The organism is Bacillus cereus group sp. MYBK245-2 (assembly GCF_051916145.1).
GTDB lineage: Bacteria > Bacillota > Bacilli > Bacillales > Bacillaceae_G > Bacillus_A > Bacillus_A pacificus.
Window position 1 is genome coordinate 40,915 of sequence record NZ_JBQAGB010000016.1, and the last position, 20,746, is coordinate 61,660.

Genomic DNA, 20,746 nt, shown 5'->3' on the forward strand with positions numbered 1-20,746 from the left:
TATAAAAATATATGTGTATCTTTTCATTCTATTAAAAGGTGTGTGTAAATTTGAATATTATAAATTACGAACATAATAATCAACTTGTAAAATCTAAATCGGATTTTTTTGATAGCAGTCATTTCGAAAAAATTATGGGTTTGGGTATCCGTAATATTGACTACTCCCAATTAAGTGAAGAATCATTAGTTTATTTATTTTTACATGATGAGCCTTCTTTAACGAAAAAAAGAAGTGAGCGAACTAAACAACAGTATCTGCACGATCTTTCTCATTTTCTTCGTTACATAAAAGAAACCATTGGAACCATCCAGGAGCTATCCCATAATGATATGGAAATCTACTTCTATCAACTAAGTAAGAAGTACGCGGCCACCACATTACGTCGAAAGAAAACAGTGGTTCAGCAGTTTTTAAAATATGTGTATGATAACAATGGACTCTCTGACAACTTTAGTAGTCGTCTCAAAAAAGTATCTGTAAAAAAAGAAGAGCTAGTCAATCGTGATCTCTTTCCAGAAGAAGTGAACGAAATTCTAGATACATTGAAGAAAACGAATTTCTTTATGTATTCCTTGTTTTTCCTTCTTACAACTACTGGACTCCGGATTGAGGAAGTTGCAAATGCAAAGTGGGCTGACCTTGCATTCCACCCTTCTTTAAATGTTTATCTCCTACGTGTAGTTGGTAAAGGAAATAAAACGAGAGAAGTTCGTATCTTTGAAGATGTACTTAACGATCTCTGTCGTCTTCGTCAATTACGAAAACAAACGAGTGAATTAGATGCCTCTAGTTCATCTGCCTTTCTACCTAAAGCGGATGGTTCTCATTATAGGGCCGACTACTTATCAAAATATGTAGCAGAAAAAATTGAAGAAACTAATTTACCATTTCTGCGTTACCGAAAAGATAGAATAACTCCTCATACCTGTAGACACTTCTTCGCCAATCATTTAATGGGAAAAGGAGTCGAACTTAAGAAAATACGTGACTATTTAGGACATGAGTCTATTATGACGACGGAACGTTATTTAAGAGAACGTACAAGACGTCAAAACTTGGCCACAATAGATATCGGAAATTCGTTATTTTAGTAAGTATATATATAATAGGAAGAAACTCGATTGATGTATCGTTTTCTTCCTATTTTTCTGCTCATAGAACTCTAAATATCTCTCTTTCATCATAACATTTACACTAACGTTATAAATCAGAAAGGAATAGGTAAAGATATGTCCCATTTAAGCAAACGACTTGCTGAATTGCGAAAAAAACGAGGATATACGCAAGCCGATATATCACATCGCCTAAACATCGCCCGTACTACTTATGCAAATTGGGAATATGGAAAAGCTGATCCTGATGCAGATTCGATAATGCGGATTGCAGAGCTACACAATATCTTCATAGATGAATTGTTCGGAAGAAATAATCCTCTAGAAAGTAAATTAGAATCTATTAAAGTAGCGTTAGCAGATATACCTGCTGAAAAGCAACAAGAAGCGCTGGATGTTCTTATTAATTATACATATTTCATTAAGAAGCACTTTCTATCATAAGGTAAAAAATAAGTTTGAAATTCATGAAAAGGTATGTGTTTGGATCATCTATCCATACCTTTTTGATATTTGTGAATGATAAACTCTACATAACGATCTAAATAATCTGAATTATTAAAATGAAATCCATCAGTAGCAACTAATATCTTATTTAATGCATCAAACTAATTATTCTAACAAACCTGTATAGTATAATTACATATTTATAATGCCAAAGATCTATTTCTTCTTTTGTCTGCATAGCTCATATTAACAATTAATTTTGTATTGCTCGGAAAAATAAACAGCCATACACTGCATTAACCCTAAAACAAGAACGTTTGTTCTTATTATATTCCCACTTAACTTAAATAATCAAGTCGTTTCATGAGAATACGTTCGTTTTCTAAAAGAAATTATGTATTTTTCTTGAATTTATATTCATATATATAGAATGTGTGATTATTTATGCTAAAATGAATGTGATATGAAATATTGCTAATATATTTGCCATTATAAAAGTAGTGTTTTTAGAATCATGTTGGTTTAAGACAAAGAAAAAGACATCTATAGAGATGTCTTTTTCTTTGTAATGTACTAAGAAGAATGTTGTTATTTAACCAATTGCTGTTGGATTTCCTTAATTAAAAGTTCCGCCCCTTCTGGACTAAGAACAATTTTATTATTTGCTAATGATATATTTTTTTCTGAAATATCACCAGTTATTGCACAAGCATCATAAGATTTATATTTTTGTAAAATAATCTTTTCATCTTCTACAAATATTTCTATAGGATCTTTTTCTGCAATTCCTAATGTTTTTCTTAACTCTTTCGGAAGAACAATTCGCCCTAATTTATCTACTTTTCTTGTAACACCTGTTGATTTCATGTTTAAATCCCCCCTTTATTTTTTATATTTCTAGCTACTATCTGCATGTAATACTACAATTATATATCTAAATTCCTTTGTCGCCTTTTATCTCATTTTCCCTTTCTTTAGCTTCTAAGCTAAATTTAGCGTAAGTCATTATTTTTTCTAGTTCATTTTTGGAAGCATTATAATCTTTAATATAACGTTCTTTTCTTCCAGGACTCATATATTTATTTTTTTTCATTTCGTTTATTGTTTCTATATTCATGACTTTTCGTTTTCCCTTTTTCTCATATAAAAGTTTTAGATGTATAGCTAGGCCTATACTCCAAAGAGTAAAACCAATAATGAAAGATTGTAATGGATGTGCTGAAAGAGAATGATCAATAATAATGAAATAGAGAAAATAAATAATTGAGATTGCAAACAAAAATGAATTATAGTATTTTTGTATATTTTTGTATTTATGTATTTTTATTTCGTGTTGTTTTTTTCTCATTTCAATAGTCTCTAACATGTATAAATTATCTCCTTTTAAATAGGACCAGGTGGTTATTTTTTATACTATCCCCTTTTAACACTAAATAGAAATAATAGTGAAGCCAAAGGGACTATTCCTTTGATATTGCTAGTGTTTGCGCCCCTTGTTTACTTATGTTTCACTAACAACAAATAACCTTATATATTGATTATATAATTAGAGTTAAAGACGAACAACAATAAACTTCATGAAGTTTATTGTTATTTAGTTAAATGGCTAGAAATTCAATAGTATTGCTATTATATATCTATAAATAAGTAAAAGGATGTTCAATATGACTATATGTAGCTACTTCCATTTTAATTGAAATTTCAACTATATAAAGTAACACTTTTAATATAAGTAAGGGAGCGATTACTGTTGAAAATGACAAAAGGAGATTCAATACTCCGTTTGCTGACAGAAATTAAATTAGAGCTGAAGGAAACAAAAGAAGCTATTGAAAAATTAGATGAGAGATTAGAGAAAATAGAAAAACAAACACTTTCTACAAATTCATTTAAACTTGCTCTAAATACTCGAAAAGAAAAAGATTGGAAATATCCTTCTAAGATGAAATGAATTAGATTGATATTTTTCATTTTAGAATATATAGAAACAAGTAGAACATCTAAATAGGTACCTTTAATCATTTAATATAGATATCGCAATATAAAGTACAATGAACATTGTTTTCTTTCTTACTACCACACGGAAATTGTCCCCTAGCTCATGCTAGGGCTTTTTCTAATAACCCAATATAACAAAAAAGACACTTACTTCCCATAAAGTAAGTGTCTTTTTTGTTATTCTATCTGCGCAATAGGAAGAACATGATGATCAGCAGCAATATGCTCAGGGAAGATAAATCCCTCTGAGTCAGTAAGAAACTCTACACCTATTTTTTTAAAACACTCATTTACAAACTCGGAACATATATATTCATTATTGTCTTCGTGTCTCCCTATTCCTAACCCTATCCGAGCAACAATTTGAGCAATTTCATTTTTATCGTATCCACTGTTTAATAAACTAAAGCCAACTTTAATAAGGTTTCTAATCATTTCACTATCATCGTTAACATTTTGCAATAATTCATGACGAGCAATAAATAATGAACCATTATATCTGTTGTTAGAGTTCTCATAGTTTTTTATATAATGCTCTAGCGGGACTATCCTGACTCCATCGTCCTCAACACTTTCCATAATAAGCGTATGTTCTCCCCATTTTACAATAATCCCCGTATGACTAAACATTGATTCAGAAACCTTTTTAATTAATTTACTCACCAAATAGTTACCTGAACATAAAAAAATATCTCCTGTTTTTAAAACATTGATTAAATTTTCATATTTATCAATTTTTATGTTATTAAATTTATCTGTTCCCATTACATAGTTCACAACCTCACCTATGGAAATTACTAAGAAGAGTTTCTTTAATCTATTATAAAGTTTATTATTTAAAATCAGTCATATTTTATTCGTTAATATCTCTAAAATTTTTGATTATCATATAGGCCTCACCATACCATTTCGGGAAAATTGTACGTTTAAACACAATTTGGACACATTTTAAGCGTTTCCTGTACGTTAAGAGACATCTGTCCAGAAAACCTTATGTTTATGGACAGACGATAAAACTCAATAATATCAATGCTTTCTAGCTATAATCGCGTTCATAAAGTGTGTATATAAATCAGTGTTCAATTAAACTTTGTATTTTATCTTTATGAACATATACTCATCTAAAAGAAACACTGTAATGACAAAGGTCTGTAGTCCTTAGCGTACAATTTTCCCGAAATGGTGTCGTGAGGCCTATAAGGGGAATTCCATATTGAAGGAATAATCCCTTTTAAAATCCATCGACGAAGCTCGCACGGTCTTTGCTGTATTTTGTCAGAATGGAAATTAATAGATTATATTATATGTTACCTTTATCAGTAATATATAAAAAGATTTATAAAAAGAACTCCTAATACACACAAGAGTCCTTTTTATAAATTATTCTTTTTCATTTCTTTTTCATTTCTTTTTCATTTCTTCTCACGTACTTTTTATCTTTCATTGAATATACAATTCTCATGTATTAAGAACTCAGTGAATTACACATCCGTCCCTAGCATTTTTTCAATACTTGCTAGTATTTCTTTTTTATCTACTATTAAAGGCAGCGAATACACAGCAGTATTTTCTAAATCTTCTCTTCTATATCGTATTAATGATTGTATCTTCACCTTTGGAATCCCTTGTTTCTCCAGGTATCGATACACCGATACTTTATATCGAAACTTTAAATTCAGATCATCTATACCATCTAATAAGTCTTTGAGACTATATAATCCCATAGGTAATTCGCTAACCGGAAACTCTTCAACAACTTTATTCATTAAATCTGTTTTCGAATATAGAAGACTTGTCTGCTGTAGCGCTATAGTTTCAAACATCTTTGTAGTAGTAGTTTTTTGTTCTTGTTTTTTAGCTAATCTCATCATTTTCTCCCTGGATGCGATGCTTAACTCGTCCAAGTAATACCGTTGCCGATCAACAAGCAAAACTGACTCTTTCAACAAGAATTGTTGAAACTCACTTCGCGAAAATAATTTACGTTTCGTGAACAGCTCCACATATTTACTACCCTCACAATGTGTAAATAAAGCCTTATTTGCTACAGAGTTAATATATACATGATAGATGCATGGCGCTATGTTCCTTTGTACATAGTCATAACTACAACTAAGATAATCAGCCATTTCTTCAATTGTTATATTAAAATCATCTTCTATCAATTCTAGGTATGAAGATGCTATCTCCTCCAACGAAAGCCCCTTACCAGGTATCTTAATTAAAAACTCACTATCCACTTATCTTCCACTCCCTTTAATAGTCATACACTACTTTAGAAAGAAGTTTGCTCATAACCATCTATATTGCGGGCTTAGGTGGAGTTTCCCTGAAAGTAATCCCTTTTTTAGTGATTGTACAATGGTATACATTTTCATTAACGGATTGTTTCTTACTAGCAGCAAATTTTATTTCTTCTCCAAATTCTTTCATACACATACCTAATGAAATATTAACATGTAATCTTTCTTCTAATCGGTTTCTTATTTCATCCATACACTCACCTAAAGGGACAAAATGTGGAGCTTTCAAGTCCTTTAATTTATAATTATTAATATTTCCAAATACATAAAGAAAAGGTTCATTTTTATCGTGATCAAAGCCCCCAATTAAATATGCAGCATTTACCTTAATTTCTTCTAATGGTTTCTTTTTAGAAAAGACCCTGCAAATGAAAGATTTCTTTTTGTGAAGTTCTTCCGCATATTCTTTTTTTCTGTTCATAAGCTCTTCTCGGAAAATAGACTGCGATTCTTCAACCAACTCTCCTAAACTTATATTTGGATTTTGTTGAAACACCTGCATCAGTCTCTTTTTAGATTTCACAGTTGCTTCAACATCACCTAATGCAGCTAAAACAATATGATCAGAAAGCTGAATGATTTTATTTGCCCACTCCTCTATAGAATGTGAAAATTCTTTTCCATTAAATATACTTCTCCTACGATCAGCAGAAATTTGCACATAGTTTTCAAAAATCCCTCCGATTATTACTGTCATTACTTCCTAATCCCCTTTCATTTCATTTAAGTATCACATTATATGTTTTCATCATACCAAATACAAACTATATATGTTAAGTATATAGGTAACATATATAAATTACCTTTCAAGATGACGTTAATTCAACTTAAAGATTCGATATTTCCCCAGGATACAATACCTTGTTTAGCAATTTGTTACAGCCATTAATTAATCGTGAAATTCCTTTCTATATTATAAACTTTTCTATTATATTTTAAATCCCTCTTCATAAAAGAACGTAGGTTCGTGTATAATAAGAACAGACGTTCTTTTATGAAGAGGGGGGAATCACAGTGTATGACTATTCAATCCTACCGAATAGAATCATCTTATGTGTGGATCTACGGAGTTTTTACGCTTCAGTTAGTTGCATCAAAATGGGATTAGATCCTATGCATACAAAATTGGCTGTAGTAGGTGATGTGAATAGAAATGGTTCAATCGTTCTAGCTGCAACCCCACCATTAAAAGCATTAGGTGTAAAGAAGATGGCAAGATTATACGAGATTCCTCGCAGAAAAGATATTCTTGTTGTAAATCCAATTATGAGTACTTACATTAAATGCTCCAATTACATAACAAAATTAGCTTTGCAATACGTTCCTATTGAGGATTTCCACCAATATTCCATTGATGAATTCTTCATGGATATTACGGACAGTATTCATTTATTTGCCCAAAATCCTTATGAATTCGCAATGAAATTTAAGCGTGAAATATACGATCATACACGAATTGAATGCACCATCGGAATTGCTCCTAACCCACTCATGAGTAAGGTTGCCCTAGACATTGAAGCTAAGAAGAACAAAGATGGAATTGCTTTTTGGCAGTACGAGGATATACCTACCAAACTATGGAGCATACGACCCCTTAATAAATTTTGGGGCATATCATATAAAACAGAAGAAAAGTTAAATAGAAAGGGAATATACTCTATTGGAGATTTAGCCAATTATCCCCTTAAATACTTAAAACAAAGTTTCGGCAAGATTGGAGAAGAATTACACTTACATAGCCACGGAATCGACTTTAGTCGCATTTCAGAAAAATATGTTCCTGCCACAACTTCTATTGGGAAAAGCCAAATTTTAATGCGTGACTACACAATAGAAGAATTTCCGATTATTCTACTGGAACATATAGAAGAAGTTTGTTATCGGCTTAGAAGACAAAATAAGCTTGCTAAAACCGTTCATTTTTCTGTCGGTTATAGCAAAAGTTATACCGGTGGCATTAGAAAAACGCATACTTTAAACCGCCCAACAAATCTAACAATGGATATTTATAATATCTGTACATACTTTTTGCATCAACAATATACTGGCGAACCTATTCGCAGCATAAACGTATCCTTAACAAACTTACTTCAAGAAGGAGAAGAACAAATTTCTCTTTTCGATAACGTACCAAAGAGAGAACAAGAAGTGAGGTTAACAAAAGTAATGGATGAAATACGCACAAGATTTGGGAAGAACAGTATTTTACGAGGGATTTCCTACACGCATAGCGCTACAGCTAGACATAGAAACACATTAATAGGGGGACATAGATCGTGAATAACGCTAATATGCCAAAAGGAAGAGGTATGGTCAAATGGTCTCCGTTCGCAGCAATGCCTGAACAATTTGCTGGTATCCGTGAAATCATTAAAGAGAAAAACAAAGTGACTCGGCCGATCTTAACCGCTGAAGAAAAAGAACTGATCGAGAACATATTATTATGTTCCTTATTATCTGAAGAAGAAATACTAATTACATATTATGAAGATGGTTATTTACTCTCTAGCTATATGAATGTTGTTGGTATCGACCAGCAACATAGCGCTATCACATGTACAGATGCTTTTTATAACAAGATAAACCTGCAATTTTCTAATATAATAGATGTAAAATAGAATCAATTACTACACTCACGTTTGGATCATTAATCAATAACAAAGAATCATCTTACCCTTAAATGCCCTGGAAGATGTAAGATACTCAACTATCACTGATCTCTTGTCAATAGGGACAAAGATTAGCGTCGAAATCACGTTCACAATAAAAAATCGTAAAGGGACTGCACAAATAATGACAAATTCAGAAGTTAGAACAAAATTAACACATGAAGAAACAATTAAATTCCTTAAAGATTTAATGGATAAAGATATACAAATAACTCAAAGATACTTACAAGAAAATGGATATCATAGTTATTTGAACTACATTTCAAGATATATGGGAGGTTTAACAAAAGTAAAAAAAGAAATTGGATATGTGAAAAAATCAACTAAATTACACAATGATAATGAAATTTATACACTATTAAAAAAATTAGACTCAGAAGGAATAAACATAACTTCTCGTTATCTAATTAAAAATTACAAAACACAATATGGCCACATTAGAAATAACATGGACGGCTTAACAGAAACATTAAAACAATTAGGGATAAAAACAGTAGTGAAAAGGGAAGGAATTAAAAGAACAAAAAGAAAATGGACTAAAGAAGAAGTTATTACAGAAATGAAAAAATTCATTGATAGTGGTGAAAAATTAAATTCTACAAATATAATAAATAAAAACAGTAGTTTGTATCATGCATGTGTAAATATTTTCGGTTCATATAAAAATACAATTGAATATTTGGGTATTAATTATAACTATATATCACAAGTTAAAAAACTCACTCCCGTAGACATACAAAACGAGTTAAGAAATCTATACGAAAAGGGTGAAGATATATCATCTCAAAACATGCAACAAAAATATAGAAATTTGCATGCAAGTTGCCAACGCGTTTTTGGTTCTTATAAAATTGCTATCGAATCAATAAATTTAAACTATGATGATATTAGAAAAACAAAAACATGGTCAAAAGAAAAAATTTTAAATGAAATTAAATCACTAAACGATAAAGGTGAAGATTTAACCTCCAAATACGTTTCCGAAAAATACAATGAATTACATCACGCATGTAAATGGTATTTTAATTCTTATGAAGAAGCGGTTAAACAGGCTGGAATTGACTACTACAATATTACAAAAAGAAAAGTATGGTCTAAAGAAAAAGTGAAAAATAAATTATTAGACCTTCATAATGAAGGAATCAGTTTAACGCCTATGTATTTAATTAACAATCATAGTGAAGTATATAAATCTTGTGTGAATTATTTTGGTTCATACTATAACGCTTTAAATGAATTTGGTATAGATTATACATCAATCATTATGGACAACCCACTTGAAAGAAGCAAAGGTCTAATACTAGAAAAGATTATAGAAAAAGTTTTTGATTGTTTATCAGTTACCTATATAACACAAGAAAGAACACATATAAGTGATGATGTTTGGATTATACCAGACTTTAAAATAACCAAAATGGACATGAACTTACACAACTTATTTAAGTCATCACCTAATCAAAAATTATGGATAGATTCAAAATTATCCTATTGGACATGTTTTACATCAAACACACATAACAAATACAAAGACCATTGCGAAAAGTTAGTCTTTATCTATTTAAGAGGACATGAAAAACCAGAATACATTAACGATAAAATGACAAACATATGTATATTTGAACTCTTACCATATATAAAAGATGAGGAAAAACGCCACGAAATCAACATTGAATTACTAAAATTGCTAGAAGACAACCCAAAGGAGAATAACTAAAGTAACAAAAAAATTATTTATATTTAAACTAATGTACGAAAAGGAAAATAATTTCTCACACAATAACAAAAAGTAAAAAAACAAAAACGTATTACTCGAAAAAGGTATTGATTTAGAGTTGATTAATTAAACTGTAGCATCCATAGAGGATGCTTTCTTTCTTTGCTATATAAAATTTATATAATAAATGAGAAATTAACTAAGCACACAATTGAATACTGTAACTATCATATTCAAAGCTAAAATATTTAAAACAAACGTTTGTATAATTTCCCTATACCTAATTTCATTATCGCATAAATGAAAAAAGATAAGACATTTACATCTATTCAAGAATTATAGTTAGTTATAACATAGAACTCATTTTCTTATAGTTAATTACTCTTGAATATTATTATATGTTTTTCTATAAGAATCCTACATTCTTCTCTATTTACATATGTATACACTTTTGTTGATTTATTATAATATCAACTTTGATTTAAAACTGTTTATATAAAATCAATAAATGAGATTTTTAGAGGAAGGGCGGACCTTTACTTATTAATTCACATAATTTTCAAACATTAAAACCCAGGATGTTAATATTTGTTATATAATGGAATCAAGCTGTAATCAATATGGTTTCCCCGTTATGAATAATGAGATAATTTATGTGTCCCGTGTATTCGCTTTAAAGCAAAAAGAACTTGTAGTGATTTCTACAAGTCCTTTTTTTATTTTTAAATTCAAATCAATGAAAATCCAAGATAGGTCCCCTCATTTGGCCCTTAACTAGAAAAAACATCTATTAATCCTACTAGTTGATTTTCTAAACACATGCTATTTATCAATTAACAAATTAATTGGGAACAAATTTCTTAAAACAGGGATACTCTGGATAGTTTTATCTAGTTCCTTCAAGCTTTCCTTCCTCTCATTAGGAGATACCTGCAAACCACCAACTAAACTTTTCCCTTTAAATATAATAGTATCTGTTTTTCCTTGTTTCAATTCAATTAATTGATATTCATTTTTTGACATCATATAGTGATTATTATTTATTGTAAGAGGGGATGCGAGCATTCTATTTTTATCTTTATCTAACATAACAAACTCTTTCCCGTGATATTGTACAATTGTATAATCTTCTTTTTTCTCAGCCTTTGTATATCCATATTGAAAGAAAATCCATGATGAACCTATACCAATTATAATGATTATAATCCCTTTTATTCCCCAGTTACATTGCTTCCAAATATAAGCTAATGGGTTTCTTCTATAAATAGCAACAATCCCTCTTAAACATAGCTTTAAAAGTCCATTCTTAATTATTCCTGACTTCAATTTTTTTAGGGAAAGTACAATAAATAAAAATAGTAACATTACAAGTAAAATGATAAAAAGTGCCCATACTCTAGTACTTAATAGATTAGCTACATTAAAATTATATGAATCCTTTAATACTAAAAATGGTAGATAGCTAAGGACTAGCATAAGAAAAATTCCATTTGTAATTGCATTTATAGGAGCAAACTCTTTCCTATCATAGATAGTTCCTATCACTTCCTTAAAACTACCAACTTTATTTAAATCTGTTTCAATAATTGAACTTGAAAACTCACCTATTTTCGAATAAAATTTTTCTAATTTTACTCTTATAAAAGTTTCTTTTTTAGGAGTGCTTTGCCTTGCATCCAGTATGTTTATTATAAAACTTGCGCACCAAATTAATACTCTTGAAATAAAATATAAAATACATATCCTGAGTATCAAAGAAGAAACATCATATACAGAACTAACAATTAAAGATACATCTAGATCACTTAAACTAATATCATCTATACCATAGTAATCTCTAATCCCCTTTTGAAAAGAATAAGAGAAAAAGTAGATGGCTCCTGTAAGAATTGTGATAATCCACGCAGTATCTTGTAAATAAGATGATCTATCCTTTTGTATTTGCGTATCTTCTTTTTCCATTTGATAATTTTTTCTTTTTATTCTCTTTCTCACCAATACACACCCTATCTAACTAATTCTTTTAAACACTTCTAATACCCAATAGCAACTTTACAATATATCTCTATCTTTTAATAACATTCTATCATTAGTTTTACTGTAGCAATAAAAGTTTCTGTAAAACCCTGTGCTTAGAATAAAAAGAGCAGATATCTAGCATCTACTCTTTTTTATAGGGATATCGCTATCAAGCTAACAAAACAAAACAAAACAAAAAATAAACATTTAGCATTCGGTGTTGTTTTACGGGATACCAATTAGATATTAAACATTTTCTTAAGTAATGTTTTTTTATAGAAGCTCCAACTAAATGTATTAATCCTTACGCTAGGCACTACAACAGTAGTAATAGTTAAAATGAAGGTGATTATATATAGTAAGGCCAATCCCCAAAAAACTAATTTATTTTCTGTAATTTGTTTAATGAAAGATATATTCAAAGAATTTGCCAAGAAGATTAAACCATTGATTGGAACCAAGATTATTGAAAGTAATTGTGCCACTTTTCTAGAATTATCGATAACCTTTAGTTTATTAATATTACGTATATTATTAAACTCATTAACCTTTTCTATTAGCTTCTCCTTTAAAGTAATGATGATATTCTCAACATCAGTGTTATGTACCAAAATATTCTCTTGGTCATATGTTATAAACTTTATTTTATTTTCTATCTTTATTACAGCAATCCTAAATTGCCCTTTTTTTACAAAATACACATCAAATTCTTCTGTTTTAACGGTTTCATAAAGAATTTGAGTATCTGAAACATGTTCTAGTATGTCTAGATTTAACTCTTTAAAATATTCCTTTATGGTAACGTAGTATATCTGATTAATATCTTCAGGGTCTAAACCGCTAAAAAAGTTAAAGCTTATTTGACGCTCAATATTTAATTTTTTTAATTTATTGGAGATAACAAATGAAAAAATATTTAAAGCATTATCATCGTTAATTAAAATAAACCAATGTAAATAGTACTCTAAAGTAGGAAGATAGCAAAAATGAATCGTTTGAACATCATTATCTAAAGTAGAATTAGGATCAAAGTTAACCTGTAACTCAGTGTTTATTTCATCATCTTGAGATACCATAATTAAGTTCTTTTTCTCATCATATAAGATATCATATTTATACCCTTGACTCACTAACCTTCTACTTAATATTTCTACAAAGAAATTACACCATTTCGTTATATTAAGGATTACTATTTCATTTCTAATTGTTATAAATCCTTGTAATTCAAGTTTTTCTAAATATTGGATATTTTTGTCATCTTGCTGAAATTTCAATTTATAGTCTGTTAAAGAAAAAACAATATTATTACTATTTTTCTGTAACTTATAAGAAGAAGCTATACGAGAAAGAATTTCGTATTCATAGCCCACTAGCATAATTAATCACCTGCGTTGTTGGTATTGCTGTATCTAATCTTTCCAATAAACTTTCAATATTATTCCCATTATCAGCACCTAATTTAATAAGAAAATTTAAAATCTGAGTTATTTCTTCCTTTGCAAGACTACTTATTTTGCTAAGATAAACTAAGATTTTTTCATCTAACTTATAAGTATTTTCATCAAAAGGAATAATTTTCTTCTCAAGTAAGCAGTAAAAAAAAGTATTTTGTAACAGTTTTACTATAACTTGAGTTTCATCTTTAAATGCTGTTTCAAACACTTCTCCGATTTCTTTTTTTGCTGTTGCAATTACAGCTTCCCGTTGAGGAATCGTTCCAACTGATAATCGTCTTCGAGCAAGATTTTTCATTTCTTCTTCATAAGTGTGATTTAGATAATCGTATCGGAGTAATACAGAGATTTCACTTATAAATTTATCTATATCTATAACTTGAAGGTTTTTTAATCGAGACATTATCTTACCTTCAGATCCATCTAAAATTAAACTAATCTCTTCACCCCTATTTAGTTTAACCACAGAAATGGGATAATTATCATACAAATACTTTATATCATCATGACATAGAGCATCCAAGAAACTCATTGGGTGCTTAACATCAACACTAAACTTCATTATTCCATTATCAAATCTATAGCGTGAAGGCATACTTTCATTATTAATAACTAGTAATCGCCTTAAAGTATGATCACTAAAATTATAAGGTTTAATTGGACTCCCCTGTTGGCTAGCTGCAATTCTTCTGTGAATTTCTGCAATAAATTCATTTTTTTCACCATCAGTATGAGTATATCCTGAGAAATTTGTCTGCAGAATTATATCTCTTTGAGGGTAAATTCTTAATTCAGTATGTGTTTTTTGTGATATTTTGTGATTCATGTAAGTTGTAATTTTATCAGTAGTCAATCTTATATTAATAATATCTTCTTTTGTCGTTAGGAGCGAAAATAGGTTCACATTAACATGATCTATACCTTCAAAATCTAAATCCTTTAATAAATTGTATATATTATTAATTTCAATCTTATTTATTGGAAAATAATAAAGTAGTCCATTGAAGTCACTTTTGGGAACAGAAATAATTTCGAAATATTGACTAATCTTAGCTACTAGCTCCTGTTCTTTTTCCTCTTCTTTTAAGTCAAGATATGTTTTATATAAAAACCAGTCATATTCATCTTTGCTAGCGGGTAATGTAGTTATTAATCTTTCACTAAGGCACCAATTAATAATTTCATAAGTGATTTCTGTAGATAGTTCACATATTTTCTCCCAAATACTAAATCCATCTCGAGTGAAGAAAAGTTTTTGTTCTCTTATATTCATTTTTCTAGACTACCTTCATCTTCAGATTCTGTTCCTTCATTTTCCATAATTAAATAATCCATTGCTCTAGTAATAGACGTAGTATGACTTTTACTCTGAAGCACTTCTAGCACTTTTTCAATTTCCTGAATTGAAATATTTAAAGCATCAGCTCTACCTAGCATTTTTGATATTGCCTCATCTACGTGTGCTACATTCAAAGTTTTTTTCTTTTGTTCTTTTAAGATACTATTTATTTCATACATCAAAATCACAGAAAGAAACTTTACTGAATCATGATATCTTTGAAATCCTTCCTTAGATATTCGTAAATCCAATCCATCTGAGAAAGCAACATCCCTTATTAATTCTCTTATTCTGCTTTTATACAATAAGGATTTATTTTCATCTACTAAAACTTCCTCATCGCCTAATATTTCTTCAGTATCATCACCTGAATTAGTTGTCTCATTTTCCCCAGAATTAGTCTGTTGATCCTTTAGAAACCTTTCTAACTCCTCTTTCATATAATCCCCTCCTATAATTCGTCATATATATTTTACCATATATAACCTGTGCAACTACTAGTTACCTGAGATTATCCTCTAATCTTATTATTTCAATCTAGTTGTGTAGTTCCTTAAATATAGCTAATATCACACATTAGAGGTATTTCCCTAATTATTTGCACTCTAGCAATAATATTGAAGAAGGTAGAATATTTTAAAAAGAACTATTTTAAAATTACTTACAAGAATACATCCACATTTAAAGATTACAAAGAAAAAATGAGTTTTACAAAACATACAAAATGTTAAACTCATAAAGCCCAGTAATATCGGTACCTATACATGATATTACTGCGCTTTTATTTGGATATTCAACGGCGTGTTTTACAAATTATATAAATACCTAAACTTAGTTTTACTTTTTACATATGAACATCTTAAAAAAACACTTCAAAAGGTACACCTTTAGATATAGTATATTCTTTGCAGCTTAAACTACTTCAAAAGGTATCAAAATATACTTAAGACACACTGCATAAGTACATACACTTTTTGAGATGTGTTTGTTGAATGATTTTATGCTTATTGGAGGAGGATAGTGTCCCAATCAGTTGGATACACCACAGAGCCACCTTTGTTGTAGTGTTTATTGTTTTTGATATATAATCTGGTACATGAAATTTTACAATTAAGTTATCCTTTAGTTTTTCTTTTGAAATTCTTATAGCATTCTATATGAATCTTATGTTATTATAAAGATAGAAAATTTGTTTCCAATGTTTATACTCTATTGTACGTAGCGTGAAGGACAAACCTTACGCCCTGTTAACTCGGGCGAGGTTTGTCCTTTTTTTACTTTAAGGAGGAATTTACTATGAAAAAAATCTACAAAATCGGAGCAGTTATAACAACTTTATGTGTTATTGGTATCACGATCTTTACTTTAACTAAAAATGAATCAGTCAAAACAGAAATAGTAACACCTGAAAAAACAATTGTATCTGCTGCAGATGTAAAAGGATCACCTGAAAATATAAAAGATATTTCAAAAGAAGAATTAAAGCAAAAAATACAATCCCATAAAGAGTTCATTGCGTATTACTATCAACCAACCTGTCATTATTGTAAAAAGGCTGCACCAGATATCAATCGTATGTCAAAAAAGCATGATAGAACTATCTATCGTATTGATATCTCTACCCCAGAAAATCAAAGTGCCTTTCAAGAGTTCGACATTCCAGGTACTCCAGTTATTGTAGCTTATAACAGAGGTGAAGAAGTTGAACGTTTAGAAGGAGCTGTGTCAGCTGCTACCTATGATGGATTCTTTGCAAGACGTAATTCGAGTGCTAGCTAGTATAGTGCTCGTTTTTCTTTGTACGAAAGGAGAATTAATGTGCAACAAAACGCCCGTATTCAATCTTTAGACATAATAAGAGGTATCGCCATACTTTGTATCCTTTTTGCGAATCTACCTACTATGACGGGACTAGATCCCTTTAATCAGGCAGGTTACTCCGGCACAGATAAAGCGATTCGTTTTTTAGTAGATTTGTTTATACAAGCAAAGTTCTATACTATTTTCGCATTCTTATTTGGCGTAGGGTTTTATATCTTTATGAAAAATACAGAAGCAAAAGGATACCCCATGTATAAGTTGTTTATTCGCAGACTGTGTATTTTATTAGCCTTCGGTTTACTTCACTTCACCTTTCTATGGTATGGAGATATTCTACATGCGTATGCTATAGCAGGAGTTATTCTATTGTTCTTTTATAAGCGCTCTACTAAGCTTATTTTTATAGCTGGTTGTAGTTTCCTAACGGTTAGTTATGTATTACATATTATTGTATTTTTACAAGCAAGTTCTTCTATTCTTGAAGTGCCAACTTACTATCAATATATGTTTACAGGCAACACTACCAACCACACGGTAAATCTATTTACACATTATTTATATCAAGTAAAAGCACGTTTGTTTTTTCTGATGATAGAGGAACCCCAACAACTACTAATAGGAATTCCTGAATATATAGGCTTATTTTTAATCGGCTTATGGGCTGGTAAGAAAGATATTTTTAAAAGGATACCGGGGGTAATAAAGAAAATTAAATTTTTACAGTGGAGTTCGTTATGCATTTCATGTCTTCTCTCTTGTCCTATTATCTACTATTTTATAAAAATGGATGTCTATTACTCTAAGGATATACAAATATGGATTTTATTTGGAGGGAAAACGCTAGCTATATTCTATATTTGTACCCTACTTAGAGTGTGTGAGAATAAAAAATATATAGAGTGGCTGCAACCCTTTATGAACATAGGCAAGTATGCTTTAACGAATTACATTAGCCAAAGTATACTAACTCTTGTCATTCTTTCGTTGTACTTTAAAGATGTCTCACAGGTATATTACTGGCAACTATGTATCTTCGGGATTTTAATTATCTTTGCGCAAATTATATTCAGCAAAATTTGGAGTAAATATTTCCGCTATGGTCCCATTGAATGGATATGGAGAAAAGGAATTTACAAAAAATAACCTATTTTTCACCAGTTTCATGCAATTAACCGAAAAAAATGATAAAATATTATATGAAAGATTAAAGATATATTTGTGATTGTAAAATGATGTTATTAAAATTAAAGTGGTTCAAGTCAGAGGAAGACACCTTAAGGTGTCTTTTCCTTTGTATATAAAAAATCCTAGCCATCCTATGGAAATGGCCAGGATTTTTTATGGACTACATATTATCCGATTCATCAGTTTTATTATAAACACATTTAGCTTCTCGAAAATGCTACCAGTTATCCATACCCCAACATCATGGGAAAGAATGATCGTTCCGTATGTTTGGATTTCCAGGTAATGTCGTTTACAACTTCTTTTGCTTCTTCCTGAGTTTCGTTTTTTGGGGAACAAACATTTTTTTAGTTGATGGCGATGTGATGGGAGCCCAGAATGAAATAGTATAATTTAGTTATAAGGCTCTCACATCAATTGTGAGAGCTTTTTCTATTATTAGGTACAAACTTACACTAGTAGAGTTATAGAAACGCTTATACTCATAAGATATTTGTAATTTGGAGTATCGCCATCAAACTACAACAGCAACTAATCATCCTCAAAAATAACTCATTTTCTGTCAAAGTTACCATTTTATTTTAGTTGGATTCAATTTATCAATGTATCCACGTGCTAACTTTTTTTCATTACTGTCAAAGATACCAATATCACCACTAAAATTCTCCCAATATTCTCCTAAATAGTCTTTGCTAGGTGAGTGTAAATCAACATATAATCCCATCGTTCCAAAACTTGCTACTTGTCGTGCTAATGAATCGCCTACTTCTTTTGCTTGTTCTTTCGTTGTTCCGGCTGGCATAATGGCAACAATTCTTGTTAAACTATCTTTCGCTTCAATGTGGATATCTTGCACTGGTGTCGTATATTGGATTCCATCTTTTATTGTTTGAACTCCTAATTGTGATAACTTGACATCTTTATTACGCGCCCCCTGACCTTGCGCCAGCTTCAATTGTTCTGCTTTTTCTTGTGCTTGCACTTCATTTAACCCGCTATCTTTCGCTTGTTCTGCTTCTTGCTGTTTCTTGGTCTCTTCTTCTTTCTCTTTTTCTTCTACTTCTTGTTGTTTCTTAGCTTCTTCCTGTTTCTTCTTTTCCTCTACTTCTTGTTGTTTCTTAGCTTCTTCCTGTTTCTTCTTTTCCTCTACTTCTTGTTGTTTCTTAGCTTCTTCCTGTTTCTTCTTTTCTTCTGCTTCTTCCTGTTTATTTTGTTGCTTTCCATTTACCTTTGTTGGTTCCGGGTCAATCATAGCTGATACGAACCATAAAGCCCATGTTGCACAAAAGAATAAAGTGGCTTTCTTGAATTTCGGTTTATTCTTGAACCCTTTCACGAAAAATACGATTGAAGTAATTAATGATATTAAAGCAATTAAATTTAAAAATGCTGACATATGTATTTCCTCCAAGTTGTTTTTATATTCCACTTTTGCTTAATAATTTTATTCATTTGAGCTTTATTTACTTATTAGCCCTGGCTATTTGTCTTATCTACACTGTGGTAGTCATACTTTGTGCTTTATCCAAAATTAAAAGGAAAGTTTTTTCGTTCTTTGCAAATTGAATTATTTCATCAAGAAATCTGAAACATAACAACAATTAAGTTCATACTAGCATGAACGACAAACGATACTATTAACCTATTAGTACGTACATATATTGCCGCAAGTACAAGTCCAATTAGAAAATATCCAAATACAAAAGGAAAATCAAAATGCATAATAGAGAAAAACAATGAACTAACTAATATACACCCACTTTTATTAAATTTACGGCTTAATATATTTATGGCCGCGTAACGAAATACAAGCTCCTCAACTAGCGGAGCAAGAATTACAATTGATATAAGAGCAAGAGGAGAAATGGCTACAGATTCAATATTACTTGATGTATTAACTGATTGTGTAGTTAAGTGAAATATACTTTTATCCAATATACTACCAATTGTCTGTGCCAAGAATACTGCAACTATTCCTACTAAAATCCAACCGAATGATACTCTTGAAAATTTAATTGATAACTTCGAATCGCGCATCGCTTCTTTCTTATATATAAGAAAAACGAATGTCAATATGAGCAAAAAACCTATTAGTTCCCAATGAACAAGTAGTTGCTGAATTGCTTGCTGTTGATTTCCCTTAATATCATACCAACCTGTCTTTGCTAGCAATTGTACACCTATAATCCCAACAAATTGAGTCATTATAAAATATATGAGTATAACATAACCTGATTTATGTATATTACTATGATTCATTTTATTATATTCACCTTTCATTTACATCCATATATTATCTAAATTTCAAATCCAAATAGTATTATCTACTCTTCTTTAAGAATTTTATATATACGTGTAGGTTTATGCTTAACAAGATCCCCTTCACTATTGCTAACTTTTTTTGTTTCAAAGTAGATTGGGTATTCTTCCCACCTGTTTTTATTTCTGATACTAACTCTTTAGTTATCCAGTAATTTCGATTCAGCAGATCTCCTGTTACAGCAGTCATTCAAAAATGTTTGTTATCTGTATTAAATTATTTAGCAACCATTTCCTCTTTGGGGTTCTTTCGTATCTAATTCTAATTGTCCATTTAAATCAGCATTCAAAAAGCATTTAACACTTTGTTCTGGTATTGATAGCATTTCGATTCCTCCAATATTAACTTTATAATTTTATATA

19 protein-coding genes and 1 pseudogene are annotated in these 20,746 nt (G+C 30.2%); 8 read left to right on the forward strand and 12 right to left on the reverse strand.

What is annotated here, in order from left to right; all coding sequences use genetic code 11:
* Positions 1–50: 50 nt before the first annotated feature.
* Together ACTFRN_RS22205 and ACTFRN_RS22210 are read left to right on the forward strand one after the other, a co-directional pair.
* On the forward strand, positions 51–1,094 hold the full coding sequence (locus ACTFRN_RS22205) for a tyrosine-type recombinase/integrase (RefSeq protein ID WP_001021543.1): 1,044 nt from the start codon (positions 51–53) through the stop codon (positions 1,092–1,094).
* Positions 1,095–1,232: 138 nt separating this feature from the next.
* Positions 1,233–1,559 carry a helix-turn-helix transcriptional regulator gene (locus tag ACTFRN_RS22210; RefSeq protein WP_000019024.1) on the forward strand — a complete coding sequence of 109 codons (327 nt, stop codon included), beginning with the start codon at positions 1,233–1,235 and terminating at the stop codon, positions 1,557–1,559.
* 591 nt (positions 1,560–2,150) lie between these two features.
* Here the strand turns inward: ACTFRN_RS22210 and ACTFRN_RS22215 are convergent.
* Together ACTFRN_RS22215 and ACTFRN_RS22220 are read right to left on the reverse strand one after the other, a co-directional pair.
* Positions 2,151–2,429, reverse strand: a complete 279-nt coding sequence (locus ACTFRN_RS22215) for an AbrB/MazE/SpoVT family DNA-binding domain-containing protein (protein WP_000843061.1) — start codon at positions 2,427–2,429, stop codon at positions 2,151–2,153.
* Positions 2,430–2,496: 67 nt separating this feature from the next.
* Complete coding sequence (locus ACTFRN_RS22220; protein WP_000894389.1) at positions 2,497–2,928, reverse strand: hypothetical protein; 432 nt, start codon at positions 2,926–2,928, stop codon at positions 2,497–2,499.
* Positions 2,929–3,318: 390 nt separating this feature from the next.
* Between ACTFRN_RS22220 and ACTFRN_RS22225 the strand changes: the two genes are divergently transcribed.
* Positions 3,319–3,513, forward strand: a complete 195-nt coding sequence (locus ACTFRN_RS22225) for a hypothetical protein (RefSeq protein WP_033672094.1) — start codon at positions 3,319–3,321, stop codon at positions 3,511–3,513.
* 224 nt (positions 3,514–3,737) lie between these two features.
* Here the strand turns inward: ACTFRN_RS22225 and ACTFRN_RS22230 are convergent, their stop codons facing one another.
* The 3 genes from ACTFRN_RS22230 to ACTFRN_RS22240 form a co-directional block, all read right to left on the reverse strand.
* Positions 3,738–4,325, reverse strand: a complete 588-nt coding sequence (locus tag ACTFRN_RS22230; protein WP_002163780.1) for a YiiX/YebB-like N1pC/P60 family cysteine hydrolase — start codon at positions 4,323–4,325, stop codon at positions 3,738–3,740.
* A gap of 716 nt (positions 4,326–5,041) precedes the next feature.
* Positions 5,042–5,800 carry a hypothetical protein gene (locus ACTFRN_RS22235; protein ID WP_000376629.1) on the reverse strand — a complete coding sequence of 253 codons (759 nt, stop codon included), beginning with the start codon at positions 5,798–5,800 and terminating at the stop codon, positions 5,042–5,044.
* Between the two features lie 61 nt (positions 5,801–5,861).
* Positions 5,862–6,560, reverse strand: coding sequence for a hypothetical protein (locus ACTFRN_RS22240; protein WP_000215994.1), 699 nt, complete (start codon positions 6,558–6,560; stop codon positions 5,862–5,864).
* Between the two features lie 317 nt (positions 6,561–6,877).
* Between ACTFRN_RS22240 and ACTFRN_RS22245 the strand changes: the two genes are divergently transcribed.
* The 3 genes from ACTFRN_RS22245 to ACTFRN_RS22255 all read left to right on the forward strand — a co-directional run bounded on the left by ACTFRN_RS22245 (position 6,878) and on the right by ACTFRN_RS22255 (position 10,246).
* Positions 6,878–8,143 (forward strand): Y-family DNA polymerase, encoded by a 1,266-nt coding sequence (locus ACTFRN_RS22245; RefSeq protein WP_000272570.1) that lies wholly within the window; start codon positions 6,878–6,880, stop codon positions 8,141–8,143.
* Positions 8,140–8,481 (forward strand): YolD-like family protein, encoded by a 342-nt coding sequence (locus ACTFRN_RS22250; RefSeq protein ID WP_001057797.1) that lies wholly within the window; start codon positions 8,140–8,142, stop codon positions 8,479–8,481. Before ACTFRN_RS22245 ends, ACTFRN_RS22250 begins: the two co-directional genes overlap by 4 nt.
* A gap of 175 nt (positions 8,482–8,656) precedes the next feature.
* The gene (locus tag ACTFRN_RS22255; protein WP_000185060.1) at positions 8,657–10,246 is read left to right on the forward strand and encodes a hypothetical protein; all 1,590 of its coding nucleotides are present in this window, start codon (positions 8,657–8,659) and stop codon (positions 10,244–10,246) included.
* 822 nt (positions 10,247–11,068) lie between these two features.
* Here the strand turns inward: ACTFRN_RS22255 and ACTFRN_RS22260 are convergent.
* From ACTFRN_RS22260 to ACTFRN_RS22275, 4 genes are all read right to left on the reverse strand, one after another.
* On the reverse strand, positions 11,069–12,241 hold the full coding sequence (locus tag ACTFRN_RS22260; RefSeq protein ID WP_001231516.1) for a hypothetical protein: 1,173 nt from the start codon (positions 12,239–12,241) through the stop codon (positions 11,069–11,071).
* A gap of 263 nt (positions 12,242–12,504) precedes the next feature.
* A complete protein-coding gene (locus tag ACTFRN_RS22265; RefSeq protein WP_000960106.1) occupies positions 12,505–13,641 on the reverse strand; it encodes a hypothetical protein in 1,137 nt (378 codons plus the stop codon).
* Positions 13,625–14,992, reverse strand: coding sequence for a hypothetical protein (locus ACTFRN_RS22270; RefSeq protein WP_001026031.1), 1,368 nt, complete (start codon positions 14,990–14,992; stop codon positions 13,625–13,627). The genes ACTFRN_RS22265 and ACTFRN_RS22270 overlap by 17 nt, the downstream gene beginning before the upstream one ends.
* A complete protein-coding gene (locus ACTFRN_RS22275) occupies positions 14,989–15,498 on the reverse strand; it encodes a hypothetical protein (RefSeq protein ID WP_000656864.1) in 510 nt (169 codons plus the stop codon). The genes ACTFRN_RS22270 and ACTFRN_RS22275 overlap by 4 nt, the downstream gene beginning before the upstream one ends.
* 856 nt (positions 15,499–16,354) lie before the next feature.
* Between ACTFRN_RS22275 and ACTFRN_RS22280 the strand changes: the two genes are divergently transcribed.
* The gene (locus ACTFRN_RS22280; protein ID WP_000725580.1) at positions 16,355–16,837 is read left to right on the forward strand and encodes a thioredoxin family protein; all 483 of its coding nucleotides are present in this window, start codon (positions 16,355–16,357) and stop codon (positions 16,835–16,837) included.
* A 39-nt stretch (positions 16,838–16,876) separates the two neighbouring features.
* A complete protein-coding gene (locus ACTFRN_RS22285; protein ID WP_001186861.1) occupies positions 16,877–18,022 on the forward strand; it encodes a DUF418 domain-containing protein in 1,146 nt (381 codons plus the stop codon).
* A 610-nt stretch (positions 18,023–18,632) separates the two neighbouring features.
* On the opposite strand, the gene ACTFRN_RS22290 is transcribed toward ACTFRN_RS22285, so the two are convergent.
* From ACTFRN_RS22290 to ACTFRN_RS22300, 3 genes and pseudogenes are all read right to left on the reverse strand, one after another.
* Entirely contained in the window at positions 18,633–19,460 is an 828-nt protein-coding gene (locus ACTFRN_RS22290; RefSeq protein ID WP_088106201.1) for a multimodular transpeptidase-transglycosylase / penicillin-binding protein 1A/1B, read from the reverse strand.
* A 179-nt stretch (positions 19,461–19,639) separates the two neighbouring features.
* The gene (locus tag ACTFRN_RS22295) at positions 19,640–20,344 is read right to left on the reverse strand and encodes a CPBP family intramembrane glutamic endopeptidase (RefSeq protein ID WP_002163781.1); all 705 of its coding nucleotides are present in this window, start codon (positions 20,342–20,344) and stop codon (positions 19,640–19,642) included.
* A 44-nt stretch (positions 20,345–20,388) separates the two neighbouring features.
* Positions 20,389–20,636, reverse strand: a pseudogene (locus ACTFRN_RS22300) (hypothetical protein); the annotation flags it as partial.
* Positions 20,637–20,746 lie beyond the last annotated feature (110 nt).